Genomic DNA, 18204 nt, shown 5'->3' on the forward strand with positions numbered 1-18204 from the left:
CACCCGGGGGCCGTCGTCCGTCACGCGGTCTGCGTCACACGCCGAAGTAGAGCTCGAACTCGAACGGGTGCGGTCGCTGTGCGATCGGCTGGATCTCGTTCTCGATCTTGTACTCGATCCACGTCTCGATCAGCTCGGGAGTGAACACGCCACCGGCGAGGAGGAACTCGTGGTCGTTGCGCAGGGCCTCGAGCGAGTCCAGCAGGGAGTTGGGGACCTGCGGGATGTTCTTGGCCTCCTCGGGCGGCAGCTCGTAGAGGTCCTTGTCGACCGGCTCGTGCGGCTCGATGCGGTTCTTGATGCCGTCGATGCCGGCCATGAGCTGCGCTGCGAACGCGAGGTACGGGTTGCCCGACGCGTCGGGGGCGCGGAACTCGATGCGCTTGGCCTTCGGGTTGGACCCGGTGATCGGGATGCGGATGGCCGCCGAGCGGTTTCCGGCCGAGTAGACCAGGTTGACCGGCGCCTCGAAGCCCTTCACCAGACGGTGGTAGCTGTTGAGCGTCGGATTGGTGAAGGCCAGAACGGCAGGAGCGTGGGCGAGGATGCCGCCGATGTACCAGCGGGCGATGTCCGACAGTCCGCCATAGCCCTTCTCGTCGTAGAACAGCGGCTGGCCGCCGTTCCAGAGCGACTGGTGGGTGTGCATGCCCGAACCGTTGTCGCCGAAGAGCGGCTTCGGCATGAACGTGGCGGTCTTGCCCCACTGGTCGGCCGTGTTCTTGACGATGTACTTGAACTTCAGGATGTCGTCCGCCGCGTGGACCATCGTGTCGAACTTGTAGTTGATCTCCTGCTGGCCGGCGGTGCCCACCTCGTGGTGAGCGCGCTCGAGCTCGAGTCCGCTGGCGATCAGGCGCAGGCTGATGTCGTCACGCAGGTCAGCCGTCTTGTCGACCGGGGAGACGGGGAAGTAACCGCCCTTGTACGGGGTCTTGTTGGCGAGGTTCCCGCCCTCTTCGGCGCGGGCGGTGTTCCACGCGCCTTCGACGGAGTCCACGGCGTAGAAGCTCGTGTTCTGCTTCACCTCGTAGCGCACATCGTCGAAGATGTAGAACTCCGCCTCCGGGGCGAAGAAGGCGGTGTCGGCGATGCCGGTCGAGGCGAGGTACTTCTCCGCCTTCTTGGCTACCTGACGCGGGTCCTTGCCGTAGATTTCGCCATTGCGCGGGTTGTAGATGTCGAAGACCATGATGAGGGTCTTCTCGTCGCGGAACGGATCGAGGTAGGCGGTCGACACGTCCGGGATGAGCTGCATGTCGGACTCGTGGATGTTCGCGAAACCGCGGATCGACGAGCCGTCGAAGAGCTGTCCGACGGTGAAGAACTCCTCGTCGACGGTCGAGGCGGGAATGTTGAAGTGCTGCTGCACACCAGGAAGATCCGTGAACCGGATGTCGAGGAACTTGACGTCCTCGTCCTTGATGAACTTCAGCACCTCGGATGAATCACTGAACATGGAGTCTCCAGAGGTAGGGCGTTCGGGAACTGCCAACCCGCGAGGGGCATGGCTTGCACGGTACCGACAGGGCGTTGCCCGGTCGTGACACCAATGTTTCGGCCAGGTTACAGGGGTCTGGGTACGCTTGTGCGGTGACAGACCAGCGATATCCCGGTGAGCGCCTGGGACTGCCCGCATCGGGGCGGGGTTCGATAGGCCGACTCGGCCGGCGTGTCGGAGCCCTGTTCATCGACTACGGGGCGGCCTACATCCTCGCCGGACTGTTCGTCACCGACCCCGATGGTCTGCCAGCCGTCTTCTCCGGCGATCCGCTCGTGATCGCGGCGATTTTCATGGCGATCCAGGTGGTGTTCGCGCCCATGCTGCAGGGCAGCCCCGGTCATCGCATCCTCGGACTGCGTCTCACCCGGATCGACGGTGCCTGGGTCGGACTGTGGCGCCCGATCGTGCGGACGGTGCTCCTGGTTCTGGTGATCCCTGCGGTGATCTGGGACGCCGATCAGCGAGGACTGCACGACAAGGCGGCCGGCACGGTCCTCGTGCGTTCCTGACTGCCCTCAGCGCGGCCGCGGTGCACGGACGCGATTGGGGTCCATGCCCTTGGGGATCGGGAGCGAGGCGAGCGACTGCGAGACCGAGTCGACGCGCTTGATGACCGCGGCCATGGTCGCGCGGTCGATCGCCTTCGGGAGCTTCTTGATCGTCGGGGCGAGCTTTGCGATCGGCACCTCGTCGTCGCCGTGTCCGACATAGAGCACCGTGATGGGCACGCCCGAGGCCACGCGCTTGATCTTGGATCGTTCGTCGCCCACGAGGCGGGTCAGGCGCCCGCGCGCGCCCTCGCCGACGATGACCACCCCACCGCGTCCGATCGCGCGATAGACCGCCTCCTGGGTCTTGGGGTTGATCCCCACCGGCATCTCGCTCGCCTGCCACCTGCGGCCGAGCGACGTCGAGATCACGTGGCCGGTCGCACCGGGCATGCCGTCGATCTGGCGGTACATCGCCTTCGTCGACAGACGTGTCATGGTCATCATGGCGGCGAGAATGCCCGCCATCAGGCCGGTGATCGCCCACAGGAGCACGCTCCACCACGCGACCGGCTGCACCAGGAAGCCGATTCCCACGCCGACGGCGGCGCCGACGACCAGAATGCCGATGAGGACATACGGCAACCAGGGGAACGCCTTGCGCGTGAAGGTGAACAGGGTGCGGAGCTGGGAGAAGAAGCCGGGTCGCTTCTCCGGGGCGGTGCTGCGGGCCATGGGACCAGGATACCTTTCGGGCGCAGCCTGGTTCGGACACGTCCTCCCCTCCACAGGGAGCGGCAGCGGAGGAGCCTTCCACAGAAGCGACGCGGGAGGAGCGCCGAATGCTCGCGAACGGAACGGTGGGAGACGTGGCCCCGTCATCCGATACCCCGCCCTCGTCTGTCCTCGCGCCCCACCTGCGCGCGGGAGCGCGGGTCGTGCGCCGCATCGACGGCGACGACACGCCGTGGCCCGGTGTGGTGGCGCGGCTGGACGACGGGGCGCCCGCGCTCGTGGTTCCGGTCGCTGCTCTGGGGCGGACGTGGCCCGGCTGGGCGCTGCGCGACCCGGCGCACGTGGTCGTACCCACGGACATCAGGCGCTCGGTCGAGGGGCATGACGCCGTCTTCCCGCTCTTCGTCGAGAGGCTGATGACCTTCCTGACCCGGCGCGGACCTCTCCTCTCCGACGGCGAGCGCGTCACGATCGCCGTCAGTGTGCTGCGCGGACTGCGGGAACTCGACGACGCAGGGGTGACGTCGCCGGGCAGTGGTTCCTGGTGGTTGACCGACGACGGCCGGCCCGGTTTCGCCCTCACCGGCGACCCGGCAACGTCAGCGGAGCGTGCCTCCGCAGACGTGCTGACCGAGCTCGGGAAAGGGGAGGGGGGACTCTCGTCGTTGGTCGAACGGACCGTGGCTTCCGTGGCCGGAGGCGTCGACGAGCGCACCGCGAGACGGCTCGAGGACGAGTGGTTCGATGCGGCGTCGCCGGAGGCCCTGGTCACGGTGAGGTTCGGTCCCCGTTCGGCCGGCGCGGCGATCGCGCCGGCTCGCGCGGATGTCACCGCCGACCTCGCTGCTTCGGAGGAGCCCGACGGTGCCGGTGTGCTCGTGAACCTCGGTCGATACGTCGACGGCGGCCTCGCGGAGACGATCGGAGCGACGGTGGAGCGCGTGCGCCGAACGATGACCGGAGCGCGCTCTCGCCGTTCGACGCTCCTCTTCGCCGGAGCTGCGGCAGGTGCCGTCGTGGCGATCGGACTGCTGTGGCCGGTCGGTGCGGAGGAGCCTGCCACTGCACCGGTCGATCAGGGGGCCACCCCCGCGTCGACCGCGACCACGTCGCCGGTTCCGGCCGCCGCCGTGGGCGTGGCCGCAAACGACGACCTCGCTGTCGTGACGGCGGCGCTGCTGGAGGCGCGCATCCGCTGTGACGATGATCCCGAGTGTCTCGCAGGGGTTTACTGGTCGCCGATCACGTCGGTTCCGCCCGGCGCCGTCGACCTCGATGCGAGCGTGCGCGACGTCGAGGTGCTGGATGATTTCGGCGGCGTCGCCGTGCTTCGCGTGTCTGGACCCGAGGCGCCGAATCAGGTCGTCGTCATCGCGCGCAGAGACGACTCATGGCTGCTGCGTGACGTCCATGACGTCGCACAGCAGCCATGAGTCTCGAGCGATCAGGCGCCGAGGTTGGCCTCGAACGATGCGTCCTCGAGGCGCTTCTTGACCGCCGCGAGGAAACGGGCCGCGTCTGCGCCGTCGATGGTGCGGTGGTCGTACGACAGGGCGAGGTACACGTACGACCGCACCGAGATGGCTTCCGCCCCGTCGACCGTCACCACGCCGGGGCGCTTGACGACAGTGCCCGTTCCGAGGATCGCCGACTGCGGCAGGAACACCACCGGTGTGTCGAACAGGGCGCCGCGAGAGCCGGTGTTCGTGAGCGTGAAGGTGCCTCCGGCCAGCTCGTCGGGCTTGAGCTTGTTGTCGCGCGTGCGCGCGGCGAGGTCGGCGATCTCGTGCGCGATCTGAGCGAGGCTCTTGCTCGCCGCATCGCGCAGCACGGGCGTCAGCAGGCCACGCTCCGTGTCCACCGCGATCGACACGTTCTCGGTGGCGGGGTAGACGATCTTGTCGCCGTCGACCGTGGAGTTGATGATCGGATACGTCTGCAGCGCCTCGGCCGCGGCGAGGGCGAAGAACGGCAGGAAGGACAGTTTGTCCCCGGTCTTCGCCTGGAAATCCTTCTTCACCCGGTCGCGGTACTGCGACAGCTTGGTCACGTCGACTTCCACGACCGTCGTCAGCTGCGCCGTCGACTGCATCGACGCCACAGCACGCTCGGCGAGCACCTTGCGAAGGCGCGACATCGGCTGCGTGGTGCCGCGAAGGGGCGACACCTCCACCTCGACGGGCGCCGCCTCCGCGGCAGACGTCGGGGTCGCCGGGGCCTCCGCCGCCTTCAGAACGTCCTCCTTGCGGATGCGTCCGCCCACGCCGGTTCCGGTGACGCTCGCGAGATCGACGCCCTGCTGCTGCGCGAGACGGCGCACCAGAGGCGTGACGTAGATGTCGTCGGAAGCGGACGGTGCGGCGGCAGCCTTCTCGGGAGCGGGAGCGGGAGCGGGCTCCGGCTCGGAGGTCCGCTCTTCGGCGGCCGGCGCGGGAGCCGGCTCCTCGGCAGGCTCGGGGGCTGACGTCTCCTGCGCGGACGCGGGCTCCTCGGGCGCGGACTCCTCGGACGGCGCTTCCGCGGGTGCAGGGGAGCCCGAGCCGATCTTGGCCAGCGGCGAACCCACGGCCACGGTCTCGTCCTCCTGCACCAGGATCTGCTGCAGCGTGCCCGCGAACGGCGACGGGATCTCGGTGTCGACCTTGTCGGTGGAGATCTCGAGCAGCGGCTCGTCGACCTCCACGTCGTCGCCGACGCTCTTCAGCCAGCGGGTCACGGTGCCTTCGGTGACGCTCTCGCCGAGTTCGGGCAGAACGACGTCCTTACCGTCCGCGTCGGACGCGGCGGGAGCAGCCTGCTCGGGACCGGAATCCTCGGCTGCGGGCTCTTCCGCAGGTTCCGCCTCGGGCTGCGCGGGGGCCTCCGCCTGCGCGGAGTCGTCCGACGTGTCCTCGGAAGGGGCTCCGTCGCCGTCGCCGATCTTGGCGAGCACGGCGCCCACCTCGACGGTTTCGTCCTCCTGGACGAGGATCTCTTCGATGACGCCGCTGACCGGCGAGGGGATTTCGGTGTCGACCTTGTCCGTGGAGATCTCGAGAAGACCCTCGTCCTCCTGGATCGTGTCGCCGACCTGCTTGAGCCAGCGGGTCACCGTCCCCTCGGTGACGCTCTCGCCGAGCGCGGGGAGGACGACGGATGTGCTCATGTGCTTGTCTCCTTCGGAATGCCGATTGCTTCTAGCTTAGTGATGACCTCGACGCGCCGGCGTCGGATGGCTGGGGGTGTCGTGCGCAACGCTCACAGTGTGTGCAGGGGCGAACCGGCGAGGGCGAGGAGGGCCTCGCCCAGCGCCTCGCTCTGCGTGGGATGCGCGTGCAGGAACGGGGTCACATCCTCGGGGTGCGCTTCCCACCCGACGATGAGCTGACCTTCTGCGATGAGTTCCCCGACGCGATCTCCCACCATGTGGATGCCCACGACGGGGCCGTCGACGTGCCGGACGACCTTCACGATCCCCGCCGTTCCGAGGATCTCGCTCTTGGCGTTGCCGGCGAGGTTGTACTCGTAGGTGGTGATCGCGTCACCGTGCAGCGCACGCGCGGCGGCCTCGGTGAGTCCGACCGACGCCGCCTCCGGCGATGAATACGTCACGCGGGGGATGTGAGCGTCCGGGACGCGCACGGGTCGTCGACCCGCGATCCGCTCGGCGACCTGGATGCCCTGCTGGAATCCCCGGTGTGCCAACTGCGGCCCGGCGACGATGTCGCCCACCGCCCAGACGTGGTCGGCGGCGGTGCGGAGTTCGTCGTCGACGACGACGAACCCGCGATCCAGGCCCACGCCGGCCGCTTCGAGCCCGAGACCGTCCGTCGCGGGCGCGCGGCCCACCGCCACCAGCAGGGCGTCCGCTGTGATCTCCGCGTCATCCGCGAGCCGCACGACGACGCGATCCTCGTCCGCCGTGACGGCGGAGACGGGCGTTCCGAGGACAGTGCGGATGCCGCGGCGCCGGAAGGCGCGCTCCAGGGTCTTGCCGATGACCTCGTCGTCGGCGGGCAGGAGCGTCGGGAGCGCCTCGATGACCGTCACGTCGGCACCGAGAGAACGCCAGAGACTGGCGAACTCGACCCCGATGACCCCGCCCCCGAGGACGGCGACGTGCGCGGGGATCTCGGGGAGCTCGAGCGCCTGCTCGCTCCCGAGGATTCGCCCGCCGATGTCGATGCCGGGGAGCGTGCGCGTGTACGAGCCGGTCGCGACGACGACATCGCGACCGCGGTAGAGGTCGTCGCCCACCCGCACTGCCGGCCCCTGCTCGAGGGTGCCGGCGCCGTGGACGACGGTGATTCCGCGGGCGGCGATCAGGCCCTGCAGGCCCTTGTGCTTCTTCGCGACGATCGCCTCGCGATACGCCGTGAGAGCGGGGACGTCCACGCCCTCCCACGTCGCTCGCACCCCGACTGCCGCTGCGTCCCTGGTGTTGTCGGCGACCTCCCCGGCGTGCAGGAGCGCCTTGGTCGGCACGCAGCCGCGGTGCAGGCAGGTCCCGCCGAGCTTGTCCTTCTCGACGATGACGACGGAGGATCCCAGTTCCGCGGCGCGAAGGGCGGCCGCGTAGCCGCCGGACCCGCCGCCCAGCACGACGAGGTCGGCCTCGTGCACGGCCATCAGCGCGTCGTTCCGGCCACGAAGCGGATCAGCGCGCGCACCGTCGCGCCGGTCGCGCCCTTGTCGGTGAATCCGTACCCACCGCCCTTGTGCCAGCCGCTGCCGGCGATGTCCAGGTGGACCCAGGGAATGCGCGGAGCGTCCTCGGCATCGCTCGCGCGACCCACGAAGCGACGCAGGAACAGGCCGGCGAAGAGCGAACCGCCCGCCGGGTCGCCGATCTTCGCGTTCTGCATGTCGGCGACGGGCGAGTCGAGCTCCTCCTCCATGTGCTCGGGAAGCGGGAGCTGCCACGCGTCCTCGCCGGTCGTCGCCGCATCCGCGAGGAAGCGGGCCACGGCGGTGTCATCGCCCATCACCCCGGTGTGCCGGTTCCCCAGGGCGACGGATATCGCGCCCGTCAGCGTCGCGACATCGACGATGAGGTCGGGGCTCTCGGCACTCGCGGCGGCGAGACCGTCCGCCAGGACCAGGCGTCCCTCGGCGTCGGTGTTCAGCACCTCGACGGTCGAGCCGTCCCGCATCGTCAGGACGTCGCCGGGTCGCGTGGCCGAGCCCGAGGGCATGTTCTCGGCGAGGCAGAGCCACGCCGTCGCGCGTACCGGCGCCCCGACGCGAGCAAGGGCCCGTACGACGGCGAGCGCGGTGGCCGCGCCGCACATGTCGTACTTCATCCCCACCATCGAAGCGGGTGGTTTGAGCGAGAGTCCACCGGTGTCGAACGTGATGCCCTTGCCGACGACCGCGACGTGGGCCGCCGCATCCGCCGGCGAGTAGTCCACACGCACGAGTCGCGGCGGCCTCGATGATCCGCGTCCGACACCGAGGATGCCGCCGAATCCGCCCTCTTCGAGGTCGGTCTCGTCGAAGACGTCGACAGACACCGGCAGGCCCGCGACGCACTCGCGCGTCCGGTCGGCGAAGTCCGCCGGGCCGAGGCGATCGGCGGGCATCGTGGACAGATCCTTCACCAGCGCCATCGCCTCGGCATCGGCGCGTACGGCCTCGAGTTCTCCACGGTCGGGACGGGTCTCGCCGTGCACGACGACGGTCGCGGCGCGTGCCGGCGGCGGAGTGCTCTTATAGGAGTCGAAGCGATAGCCGCCGAGCGTGGCGCCTTCGGCCACGGCACGCCACCCCTGGAACGCGGGAGCCGCGACGGCGACCGTGTCGAAGCCGGTGAGGGAGCGGACTCCCGCGCCGACGGCGGCACGCACATCCTGTTCCCCGGGGGACGTACCGGTGCCGACGACCGCGAGCGGGAGCCGCGTCGCCTCTGGCGCGGCGACGCGCAGATAGGACGATCGCGCACCGGTGAACCCGACCGCCTCCAGCGCGCCGTGCAGGCCGGGCCATTCGGCCAGAGCGTCGGCGGCATCGTCGAGCGGGGGGAGCGCCAGAAGGATCGCTTCGGCGTCGGACTCTCGGATCGGACTGGTTCGGAACTCGAGGTCGGGGAACGACATGGTCCCATCCTAGGGATGCGCGTGTTCGCTGTGAGCGGGACGGGGTACGCCGACGGTCGGCGCTCGCCTCGTAGCATGGACAGATGTCCCTGTCCTCGTCGCTGTTCGAGCGTTCGGCCTCTGTGCCTCCCATCCCCCGGGGACTGCCGCTGGTCATCGCCCTCACCGGCTTCACCGACGCCGGCAGTGCGTTGTCACGCACGATCGAGTACCTGCGGGATGAGATCGACCCGACTCCGGTCGCGGTCTTCACCAACGACATCCTGCTGGATTACCGCGCGCGGCGACCCGTCGTCGCGTTCGATCAGGATCACCTCGCCGACTACCGACCCCCGCGGCTGGAGTTGTCACTCGGACACGACGCGCTGGGCTCGCCGTTCCTGATGCTGGCCGGCTATGAGCCGGACTTCGCGTGGGAGGCCTTCGCCTCCGCGATCCTGGCACTGGCCGAGGAGTTCGCCGTGTCCACGGTCACGTGGGTGCACGCCATCCCGATGCCCGTCCCGCACACGCGGCCCATCGGAACCACGGTGAGCGGCACGCGGCGCGAGCTGACGGAGGCGCATTCGGTCTGGAAGCCGACCACGCAGGTGCCGGCGACGGTCGGACACCTGCTCGAGTACCGCTTCGCCGAAGGCGGCGCCGCCGTCGCGGGTTTCGTGCTACTCGTTCCCCACTATCTCGGCGACACGGAGTATCCGGCCTCCGCTCTGGCCGCCCTTGATGCGATCACCGTCGCGACCGGCCTCGTCTTCTCCGGCGACTCGCTCCGCGACGAGAACCGCGAGTATCTCGAGAAGGTCGAAGAGCAGGTCGCCGGCAGCGAGGACCTGTCTCGCATGGTCGAGAACCTGGAAGAGCGGTACGACGCCTACATGGCCGGCTCGACGCAGGCGACGCCGATCATCCACACCGGGGACCTTCCCAGCGCGGACGAGCTGGCGGCGGAGCTCGAGCGCTTCCTCGCCAACCGACCCTCGGGCGACGACGACCGATTCGGCGCGTGAGGGAATAGTCGCGTCGGTCGGCACGTTGCCATACAGGTGTCGCCCGCTGCGGGTCAAGTGCCGCCGCGGAATGTGAGACAATGGATGGAGCGACCCGTTGTCACGTCGACTGCATGCCTCTCGGTGTGCGGGACTTGACAAGGGTCTTACTAGTGTCCGAAATCGACCGGGGGGCGTCGACACGCGTCCGCCGGTGAAAGGCGAAACGTGACCACAGGCACGAAGACCAGCACCCGCGCAACGCGAGCGAAGGACACCGAGGCCGAAGAGATCGTCGAGGAGACGCCCGCGAAGAAGCCGGCGACGAAGGCGACCGCCAAGAAGTCCGGCAGCCGCTCCGCGAAGAACGCCTCGAAGACGGCCTCGTCGAAGTCCGTCGACAACGACGATGAGATCGACGACGACGAGGTCGACGCCGAGGACATCGAGGACGGCGACGACACCTCGGCGGAGGACGACGCCGACGACGACGGCGATGAGGGCGACGCGAAGTCCGGCAAGAAGGGCTCGGACGGCGCCTCGGAAGCCAAGAAGAGTGCCGCAGAGCCGCTGCCCACCGGCGCCATCGTCATCTCGTCGAACGACGACGAAGACGTGCCGATCTACTCCACGCAGATCACCGGCGCGACAGCGGATCCCGTCAAGGACTACCTGAAGCAGATCGGCAAGGTCCCGCTCCTGAACGCGGCCGAAGAGGTCGAGCTGGCGATGCGGATCGAGGCCGGCCTGTTCGCGGAGGAGAAGCTGTCGAACATGTCGGCGGCCGAGAAGTCCTCGCAGCTCGGGCTCGACCTGCAATGGGTCGCCCGCGACGGGCAGCGCGCCAAGAGCCACCTGCTGGGTGCAAACCTCCGCCTGGTCGTGTCGCTCGCCAAGCGCTACACGGGTCGAGGCATGCAGTTCCTGGATCTGATCCAGGAGGGGAACCTCGGTCTCATCCGCGCGGTGGAGAAGTTCGATTACACCAAGGGCTTCAAGTTCTCCACCTACGCGACGTGGTGGATCCGTCAGGCGATCACTCGAGCCATGGCCGACCAGGCCCGCACGATCCGCATCCCCGTCCACATGGTGGAGGTCATCAACAAGCTCGCGCGAGTGCAGCGCCAGATGCTGCAGGACCTCGGCCGCGAGCCGACTCCGGAAGAGCTCTCCAAGGAGTTGGACATGACCCCGGAGAAGGTCATCGAGGTGCAGAAGTACGGCCGCGAGCCGATCTCGCTGCACACCCCGCTCGGCGAAGATGGTGACAGCGAATTCGGTGACCTCATCGAGGACACCGAGGCGGTCGTCCCCGCTGACGCGGTCGGCTTCACGATGCTGCAGCGTCAGCTGGAGTCGCTGCTGGACTCGCTCTCGGAGCGCGAGGCGGGTGTGATCCGCATGCGCTTCGGCCTGGGTGACGGACAGCCCAAGACGCTGGATCAGATCGGCGACACCTTCGGTGTCACGCGTGAGCGCATCCGCCAGATCGAATCCAAGACGATGGCCAAGCTGCGTCACCCCTCGCGCTCGCAGTCGCTGCGGGACTACCTCGAGTGAGCGACGCGCCGAACGACGGCAAGGCCCTCACGACCACGATCGACGGGGAGGCCTTCGCCCGCATCCCGATTCGCACGCGCGTCGTGATGCCCGGCGATGATCTCGAGGAGTTCATCCGCGAGTATGCGGCGGGCGTGGTGCGCGAGGGCGACATCCTCTTCGTCACCGAGAAGATCGTGGCGATCACCCAGGGGCGGTCCTACCCCCTCGAGGAGATCAGGCCGCGCCGGCTCGCGCGTCTCTTGTCGCGGTTCGTCGTGCGGACGCCGTACGGCATCGGCCTGGGCATGCCGGAAACCATGGAGATGGCGCTCCGAGAATGCGGAACCCTGCGCATCCTGTTTGCGGCGGGCGTCTCAGCGGTGACGAAGCTCATCGGACGTCGCGGCGATTTCTATCGCATCGCCGGCGATAAGGCACGCGCGATCGACGGTCCGACCCCCGGGACGATCCCGCCCTACAACAGGGCGGTCGTCCTCGGCCCAGAGCGACCTGGCGACGTCGCCGTCCAGCTGCAGGGTCTGCTGGGGATCCCCGCGCAGGTCGCGGTGGTCGACATCAACGACATCGGTGGCAACGTCCTCGGCTCCACGTTGTCTCGCGACGAGGAGCGGCGCCTGGTGGCGATCTTGTCCGACAATCCGCTCGGACAGGGGCACCAGTCGACGCCGCTCGGAATCGTCCGCCCGGCCTGAGCGGGCTGATCCCGGACGGCGTCGCGCGGGCTTCGTCAGTCCTCGTCGACGAGGCGCGCTGTCTCGTCGTGCCATGACGTGGCGACTTCGCGCAGCTTGTCCTCGTACTTGCGCCCGTGGTGCGCGCAGAACAGCAGTTCGCTGCCGTTGACCTCTGCGGCGATATAGGCCTGCGCTCCGCAGGAGTCGCATCGGTCCGCCGCCGTCAGACGGTAGTCGAGGACGGCGGCCGGGTCGGTGGGTGTCGAAATCGAGCTCATGTCGGTCCCTCCTCGAACGGTCGATCGATCGTGTCGTATAAGACAACCACGGCTTTGTTTCGAGAATGCCGCGAGAAGGTCACAGTTCGCTCACCGCGTACGGACGCGGGTTCGCTCGTGTGTCACCCCGGCGCGCGGTGGTGCCGGGGATATCCTTGGACGCTGTGACTGCCGAGTACTCCGCCCACCACCTGCAGGTTCTCGAAGGCCTCGAAGCGGTGCGGAAACGCCCCGGGATGTACGTCGGCTCCACCGATTCGCGCGGTCTGATGCATTGCCTGTGGGAGATCATCGACAACTCCGTCGACGAGGCCCTCGGCGGTCACGGCGAGCGGATCGACGTGATCCTCCATCGCGACGGCAGCGTGGAGGTGGTCGACCGGGCGCGCGGCATCCCGGTCGACGCGGAACCGCGGACCGGGCTCTCCGGCGTCGAGGTCGTCTTCACGAAGCTCCACGCCGGAGGCAAGTTCGGGGGCGGCTCGTATGCGTCCTCGGGGGGTCTGCACGGGGTCGGCGCGTCTGTCGTGAACGCCCTGTCGGAGCGACTCGATGTCGAGGTGGACCGTGGCGGAAAGACGTGGGCCATGTCCTTTCATCGCGGCGAGCCGGGGGAGTTCGCCGGCGATTCCCCCGACAGCGCCTTCTCGCCTTACGAGCAGAGCAGCCGGCTTCGTCACGTCGGCAAGGCGCCCAAGGGGGTCACAGGAACCCGGATCCGCTATTGGGCCGACACCCAGATCTTCACGAAGGATGCCACCTTCGCTGTCGAGGAGCTGGAGCAGCGCGCGCGGCAGACCGCCTTCCTCGTGCCGGGCCTCGAGATCGTCATCCGTGATCAGCGCGGCGAGGAGCCGCGAGAGACGAGCTTTCGATACGACGGCGGCATCTCGGAGTTCGCGGAGTTCCTCGCCCCGGACGCGCCCGTGACCGATACGTGGCGCCTTCAGGGAGAAGGAACCTTCACCGAGACGGTCCCCGTCCTGCAGCCGACCGGAGCCATGGTGCCGACCGAGGTCGAGCGCACGTGCGAGGTCGACGTCGCGGTGCGCTGGGGCACCGGCTACGAGACCGTCGGGCGCAGCTTCGTGAACATCATCGCCACGCCGAAGGGCGGCACGCATCAGCAGGGCTTCGAGCAGGGCCTGCTGAAGGTCGTGCGGGCTCAGATCGAGGCCAACGCCCGTCGTCTGAAAGTGGGCAACGACAAGCTCGAGAAGGACGACATCCTCGCCGGCCTCACGGTCGTCCTGACCGTACGCCTGCCCGAACCGCAGTTCGAGGGGCAGACCAAGGAGGTGCTCGGAACCCCGGCCGTGCGCCAGATCGTCTCGAGCGTGGTGAGCAAGGGGCTGCGGGAGCGCTTCGCGTCCACCAAGCGGGATGACAAGTCGCAGACATCGCAGCTCATGGAGAAGATCGTCTCCGAGATGAAGGCGCGCATCTCGGCCCGCACGCACAAGGAGACGCAGCGCCGGAAGAACGCGCTCGAGTCCTCCTCGCTCCCCGCGAAGCTGGTGGACTGCCGCAGCAACGACGTGAATGACTCGGAACTGTTCATCGTCGAGGGCGACTCGGCTCTGGGGACAGCCAAGTTGGCGCGCAACAGCGAGTACCAGGCGCTTCTGCCGATCCGCGGCAAGATCCTGAACGTCCAGAAGGCGTCGGTCAGCGACATGCTCTCCAACGCCGAGTGCGCCTCGATCATCCAGGTCATCGGCGCCGGCTCGGGCCGATCGTTCGATCTTTCCGTCGCGCGCTACGGAAAGATCATCCTCATGAGCGACGCCGACGTCGACGGTGCGCACATCCGCACGCTTCTGCTGACGCTCTTCTTCCGCTACATGCGCCCGCTCATCGAGGAGGGACGCGTCTTCGCCGCGGTTCCGCCGCTGCACCGCGTCGTGGTGCAGCATCCCGGGTCGAAGCCGAACGAGACGATCTACACCTACTCCGAGAAGGAGCTGCACGCGCTGCTGGCGAAGCTGCGCAAAGCGGGGAAGAAGTGGCAGGAGCCGATCCAGCGCTACAAGGGCCTCGGCGAGATGGATGCGGAGCAGCTGGCGTCGACGACCATGGATCGATCCGGACGCATGCTCCGACGTGTGCAGCTGACCGACGCGGAAGCGGCGGCCGCCGTGTTCGAACTCCTCATGGGAAACGAGGTCGCCCCCCGCCGAGAGTTCATCGTGGAATCCAGCGATCGGCTGGGACGCGAGCGCATCGACGCCTGACGCAGGGCTCGGCGCCGGCGCGGACGGTTCAGCGAACGCCCGTCCCGATGGACCCGACGGCGGCATCGAGCGGCGTGCCGGAGCCGTCTCGCTTCGCTCCCGACGGCGGCAGCGCGCGTGTCGCCCCCTCGGGTCCCACCGCGCGCGGATCGTCACCGACCCACGCGAGGGTCAACGCATCCTCACCGCGCACGAAGCGCTGCGAACGCACTCCGCCGGTCGCCCGGCCCTTCGCGGGGAACTCCGTGAAGGCCGAGACCTTGGCGGAGCCGGCGTCGGCACCGGCGAGGGCGTCGGCGCTGCCGGCGACGGTGACGACGACGGTCTCCGTCGTCGCAGCGACGACGCCGAAGAAGATGGCGCGCTGTCCGTCGGCGAGACGGATGCCGGACATCCCGCCTGCGGAGCGTCCCTGGGGCCGCACGCTGGAGGCCTCGAATCGCAGCAGCTGCGCATCGGTGGTCACGAAGACGAGCTCCGACCCATCAGGGGCGGCCGAGGCGCCGATGACGCGATCTCCGTCCTTCAGGGCGATGATCTCCACGTCGGGCTTCGCGGCGATCTCGGCGGCCGAGACGCGCTTGACGATCCCGGCGGCCGTGCCGAGGGCCAGGGGCGGGTCGTCGGCGAGCGACACGAGCGCCACGACCTTCTCGTCCTTTCCGAGCGGCAGATACTGATCGACGCGTGCGCCGGCGGCGAGAGCGACGGAATTCCCGGGGACGGAGGGCAGGTCGACGGGGGAGAACCGCACCAGTCGACCGAGGGAGGTCACCGCGCCGACGTCGCCACGGGTCGTGGCGTCGACTCCGGAGCGAACGGCATCGTGCGAGGACCGACGGGTGGGGGCGACGAGACCCCCGCCGCCGACCTCGGGATCGAGATCGGCCCGCACCATGCGGCCGGTCGTCGACAGAAAGACGCGGCAGGGCGTGTCCGCGATCTGCAGATCGGCGGGAGCGGCCTTCCGCGAACGCGGCTGCACGGTCCCGCCGTTCAGCAGCATCGTGCGCCGCGGGGTGCCGAACATGTCGGCGGCGGTCTGGAGCTTTCTGGCGACCTGGGCGCGGAGCAGGGCGTCGCTGGCCAGCAGCGCCTCGAGGGCGGCGATGTCGGTCTTCAGCTGGTCCCGCTCGCCCTCCAGTTCGATGCGGCTGAACTTGGTGAGCCGACGCAGGCGCAGTTCGAGGATGTACTCCGCCTGTGGCTGAGAGAGGTCGAAGACGTCGATGAGCCGGGTGCGAGCCTGGTCGCCGTCATCGGAGGTGCGGATGACCTGGATGACCTCGTCGATGTCGAGGATCGCGATGAGCAGCCCCTCCACGAGGTGCAGGCGCTCCCTCTTGCGCTCCAGCCGGTAGCGGCTGCGGCGCGTGACCACCGAGATGCGATGCTCGAGGTAGACGCGGAGCAGGTCGCGGAGCCCGAGCGTCTGAGGCTGTCCCTCGACGAGTGCGACGTTGTTGAAGCTGAAGTTGTCCTCGAGAGGGGTCAGTCGGTAGAGCTGCTCGAGCACGGCCTTGGGGTCGAACCCGGTCTTGATGCCGATGACCAGCCGCAGCCCGTGCCGACGGTCGGTGAGGTCGTTCACGTCGGCGATGCCCTGCAGCTTCTTCGCGGTGACGGCATCCTTGATCTTCTCGATGACGCGTTCGGGACCGACGAGGTAGGGAAGCTCGGTGACGACGATGCCGGTACGGCGCGGGCCGACCGGCTCGATGGAGGTCTTCGCACGCGTGCGGAACGAGCCGCGGCCATTCGTGTAGGCGTCCTTGATCCCGTCGAGCCCGACGATGATCCCGCCGGACGGGAGGTCGGGACCCGGAACGAATTCCATCAGTTCGTCGACCGTCGCGTCGGGGTTCTCCAGCAGATGCGTCGCCGCGGCCACGACCTCGATGAGGTTGTGGGGGGCCATGTTCGTGGCCATGCCCACGGCGATGCCGGAAGCGCCGTTGACGAGGAGGTTGGGGAAGGCCGCCGGCAGGACCTCGGGCTGCTGGAACTGGCCGTCGTAGTTCGGGATGAAGTCCACGACGTCTTCGTCGAGGTGCTCGGTGAGGGCGAGCGCGGCCGGCGCGAGGCGGGCTTCCGTATAGCGCGCGGCGGCGGGGCCGTCGTCGAGGGAGCCGAAGTTGCCGTGGCCGTCGACGAGGGGAACGCGCAGGGAGAAGGGCTGTGCCAGGCGCACGAGAGCGTCGTAGATCGCGGCGTCGCCGTGCGGGTGCAGCTTTCCCATCACCTCGCCGACGACACGCGCGCTCTTGACGTGCCCGCGGTCCGGTCGCAGTCCGAGTTCGGCCATCTGGTAGAGAATGCGCCGCTGCACCGGCTTGAGTCCGTCCCGCGCATCCGGGAGCGCGCGCGAGTAGATCACCGAGTACGCGTACTCGAGGAAAGACCCCTGCATCTCTGCGGAGACGTCGACGTCTTCGATGCGTTCTTCGGGCTGCGGTGCGGAGTCGGTGCGGGGCATGAAGGGTGAGGGCCTCGTGGAGGGGACGATCGATGGCCGTTTCACCCGTGTGGGAGACTGGCCGGGATGTCCACGAGCCTACCCGGCCCGTCGCCGCGCGCACGGAGCCTCACCGGAGTGCTGCCGGAGTCGATCGCCGCCATGGCGGGGGAGTCGACGTGGTTCGCGCCGGCGCGCAGCGTCGTGATCTTCCTCCTGGACGGTCTCGGTGCCGCGAACCTCACGGCGCGGGCGGGGCATGCGCGTTTCCTCGCCGCGGCCACGGGGCGACGGGATGTTGCGCAGACGGTGTTCCCCTCCACGACGGCGGCCGCTCTGACAGCGCTGCTGACGGGCGAGCCTCCGGGCAGGAGCGGCATGGTCGGCTACCGCGCCTTGGTTCCCGGTGCAGACCGCATCGCGAACCAGCTGCGCGGCTGGGAGCAGGACGACCTGCCCGCGGACTGGCAGCGGGCGCGTCCGATTCTCGAGCGCGAGTCCGCGTCCGGGCGCGCGTGTTTCGTCGTCACCCGCGCCGAGTACGCGACGACCGGTTTCACGCAGTCGACAACGCGTGGTGCGGAGGTCATCGGCGTCGACGACCTCGACGAGAGGGTGGACCTCGCCGCGGACGTCGCCGGCCGAAACCCCGGTGCACTCGTCTACCTCTACGCCCCCGACCTCGATGTCGTCGGCCACCGCGCGGGCTGGGAGTCGGACGAGTGGTCGGCGATGCTCGAGCGCGTGGATGCGGCCGTGGTGAGAATGGCTCGACGGCTCCGACCCGACACCGGTCTGGTCGTCACCTCCGACCACGGCATGATCGACGTGCCCCGTCACCGACACGTGCTGTTCGGTGAGGGGGCTCTCACCGAAGGACTGCGGCACGTCGGTGGCGAGCCGAGGATGGTGCATCTGTATGCGGAGAGCGGCGCGGCGGATCACCTCGCGGAGAGGTGGAGGTCGTCCGAGTCATCCCGGTCGTGGGTGCTCACACGCGATGAGGCGATCGCAGCAGGACTGTTCGGGACGGTCGACGACGTCGTTCGGCCCCGGATCGGCGACGTCCTCGTCGCGGCGCGACAGAGCATTGCCTACTACGACGATCGGGTCACGGACACGTCGTCGCAGAAGATGGTCGGTCAGCACGGATCGCTGACGTCGGAGGAACGCACCGTCCCCCTCATCCGACTCGGAGCCTTCGCCCGATGAG

14 protein-coding genes are annotated in these 18204 nt (G+C 68.7%); 7 read left to right on the top strand and 7 right to left on the bottom strand.

Annotated features, from left to right (window positions below; genetic code table 11):
* Positions 1-34 precede the first annotated feature (34 nt).
* Positions 35-1459 (bottom strand): type I glutamate--ammonia ligase, encoded by a 1425-nt coding sequence (gene glnA, locus ACGG9C_RS01175; RefSeq protein ID WP_071043434.1) that lies wholly within the window; start codon positions 1457-1459, stop codon positions 35-37.
* A gap of 134 nt (positions 1460-1593) precedes the next feature.
* On the opposite strand from glnA, the gene ACGG9C_RS01180 reads away from it, so the two are divergent.
* Positions 1594-2013 (top strand): RDD family protein, encoded by a 420-nt coding sequence (locus tag ACGG9C_RS01180; protein ID WP_194383112.1) that lies wholly within the window; start codon positions 1594-1596, stop codon positions 2011-2013.
* Positions 2014-2019: 6 nt separating this feature from the next.
* On the opposite strand, the gene ACGG9C_RS01185 is transcribed toward ACGG9C_RS01180, so the two are convergent.
* Positions 2020-2727, bottom strand: a complete 708-nt coding sequence (locus ACGG9C_RS01185) for a DUF4191 domain-containing protein (RefSeq protein ID WP_194383113.1) — start codon at positions 2725-2727, stop codon at positions 2020-2022.
* A 107-nt stretch (positions 2728-2834) separates the two neighbouring features.
* On the opposite strand from ACGG9C_RS01185, the gene ACGG9C_RS01190 reads away from it, so the two are divergent.
* The gene (locus ACGG9C_RS01190; RefSeq protein WP_194383114.1) at positions 2835-4160 is read left to right on the top strand and encodes a hypothetical protein; all 1326 of its coding nucleotides are present in this window, start codon (positions 2835-2837) and stop codon (positions 4158-4160) included.
* 11 nt (positions 4161-4171) lie between these two features.
* Here ACGG9C_RS01190 and sucB read toward each other — a convergent pair whose 3' ends face one another.
* The 3 genes from sucB to ACGG9C_RS01205 all read right to left on the bottom strand — a co-directional run bounded on the left by sucB (position 4172) and on the right by ACGG9C_RS01205 (position 8801).
* Positions 4172-5872, bottom strand: a complete 1701-nt coding sequence (sucB, locus tag ACGG9C_RS01195; RefSeq protein ID WP_390178117.1) for a 2-oxoglutarate dehydrogenase, E2 component, dihydrolipoamide succinyltransferase — start codon at positions 5870-5872, stop codon at positions 4172-4174.
* Between the two features lie 92 nt (positions 5873-5964).
* The gene (gene lpdA, locus ACGG9C_RS01200) at positions 5965-7335 is read right to left on the bottom strand and encodes a dihydrolipoyl dehydrogenase (protein ID WP_194383116.1); all 1371 of its coding nucleotides are present in this window, start codon (positions 7333-7335) and stop codon (positions 5965-5967) included.
* A complete protein-coding gene (locus ACGG9C_RS01205) occupies positions 7335-8801 on the bottom strand; it encodes a leucyl aminopeptidase (RefSeq protein WP_286716903.1) in 1467 nt (488 codons plus the stop codon). The genes lpdA and ACGG9C_RS01205 overlap by 1 nt, the downstream gene beginning before the upstream one ends.
* Before the next feature lie 83 nt (positions 8802-8884).
* On the opposite strand from ACGG9C_RS01205, the gene ACGG9C_RS01210 reads away from it, so the two are divergent.
* From ACGG9C_RS01210 to ACGG9C_RS01220, 3 genes are all read left to right on the top strand, one after another.
* The gene (locus tag ACGG9C_RS01210; RefSeq protein WP_194383117.1) at positions 8885-9808 is read left to right on the top strand and encodes a proteasome assembly chaperone family protein; all 924 of its coding nucleotides are present in this window, start codon (positions 8885-8887) and stop codon (positions 9806-9808) included.
* 207 nt (positions 9809-10015) lie between these two features.
* Positions 10016-11347, top strand: a complete 1332-nt coding sequence (locus ACGG9C_RS01215) for an RNA polymerase sigma factor (RefSeq protein ID WP_194383118.1) — start codon at positions 10016-10018, stop codon at positions 11345-11347.
* The gene (locus ACGG9C_RS01220) at positions 11344-12042 is read left to right on the top strand and encodes a coenzyme F420-0:L-glutamate ligase (RefSeq protein ID WP_194383119.1); all 699 of its coding nucleotides are present in this window, start codon (positions 11344-11346) and stop codon (positions 12040-12042) included. Before ACGG9C_RS01215 ends, ACGG9C_RS01220 begins: the two co-directional genes overlap by 4 nt.
* A gap of 35 nt (positions 12043-12077) precedes the next feature.
* Here the strand turns inward: ACGG9C_RS01220 and ACGG9C_RS01225 are convergent, their stop codons facing one another.
* Positions 12078-12302, bottom strand: coding sequence for a hypothetical protein (locus tag ACGG9C_RS01225; RefSeq protein WP_071043444.1), 225 nt, complete (start codon positions 12300-12302; stop codon positions 12078-12080).
* Positions 12303-12466: 164 nt separating this feature from the next.
* Between ACGG9C_RS01225 and ACGG9C_RS01230 the strand changes: the two genes are divergently transcribed.
* On the top strand, positions 12467-14536 hold the full coding sequence (locus tag ACGG9C_RS01230; RefSeq protein WP_390178118.1) for a type IIA DNA topoisomerase subunit B: 2070 nt from the start codon (positions 12467-12469) through the stop codon (positions 14534-14536).
* Between the two features lie 28 nt (positions 14537-14564).
* On the opposite strand, the gene ACGG9C_RS01235 is transcribed toward ACGG9C_RS01230, so the two are convergent.
* Positions 14565-17012 carry a DNA topoisomerase (ATP-hydrolyzing) subunit A gene (locus ACGG9C_RS01235; RefSeq protein ID WP_194383121.1) on the bottom strand — a complete coding sequence of 816 codons (2448 nt, stop codon included), beginning with the start codon at positions 17010-17012 and terminating at the stop codon, positions 14565-14567.
* Between the two features lie 66 nt (positions 17013-17078).
* On the opposite strand from ACGG9C_RS01235, the gene ACGG9C_RS01240 reads away from it, so the two are divergent.
* Positions 17079-18203, top strand: a complete 1125-nt coding sequence (locus ACGG9C_RS01240) for an alkaline phosphatase family protein (RefSeq protein ID WP_071043447.1) — start codon at positions 17079-17081, stop codon at positions 18201-18203.
* The last annotated feature ends 1 nt before the right edge of the window (position 18204 follow it).

Source organism: Microbacterium sp. MTN4-26 (assembly GCF_042846595.1).
Lineage (GTDB): Bacteria > Actinomycetota > Actinomycetes > Actinomycetales > Microbacteriaceae > Microbacterium > Microbacterium luteum.

Excerpts from the sequence above, each read along its gene's own strand:
- ACGG9C_RS01205 (WP_286716903.1), bottom strand. The coding sequence starts at position 8,801 with ATGTCGTTCCCCGACCTCGAGTTCCGAACCAGTCCGATCCGAGAGTCC.
- ACGG9C_RS01235 (WP_194383121.1), bottom strand. The coding sequence starts at position 17,012 with ATGCCCCGCACCGACTCCGCACCGCAGCCCGAAGAACGCATCGAAGAC.
- lpdA (WP_194383116.1), bottom strand. The coding sequence starts at position 7,335 with ATGGCCGTGCACGAGGCCGACCTCGTCGTGCTGGGCGGCGGGTCCGGC.
- ACGG9C_RS01210 (WP_194383117.1), top strand. The coding sequence starts at position 8,885 with ATGTCCCTGTCCTCGTCGCTGTTCGAGCGTTCGGCCTCTGTGCCTCCC.
- ACGG9C_RS01240 (WP_071043447.1), top strand. The coding sequence starts at position 17,079 with ATGTCCACGAGCCTACCCGGCCCGTCGCCGCGCGCACGGAGCCTCACC.
- ACGG9C_RS01185 (WP_194383113.1), bottom strand. The coding sequence starts at position 2,727 with ATGGCCCGCAGCACCGCCCCGGAGAAGCGACCCGGCTTCTTCTCCCAG.
- ACGG9C_RS01190 (WP_194383114.1), top strand. The coding sequence starts at position 2,835 with ATGCTCGCGAACGGAACGGTGGGAGACGTGGCCCCGTCATCCGATACC.
- ACGG9C_RS01225 (WP_071043444.1), bottom strand. The coding sequence starts at position 12,302 with ATGAGCTCGATTTCGACACCCACCGACCCGGCCGCCGTCCTCGACTAC.
- sucB (WP_390178117.1), bottom strand. The coding sequence starts at position 5,872 with ATGAGCACATCCGTCGTCCTCCCCGCGCTCGGCGAGAGCGTCACCGAG.
- glnA (WP_071043434.1), bottom strand. The coding sequence starts at position 1,459 with ATGTTCAGTGATTCATCCGAGGTGCTGAAGTTCATCAAGGACGAGGAC.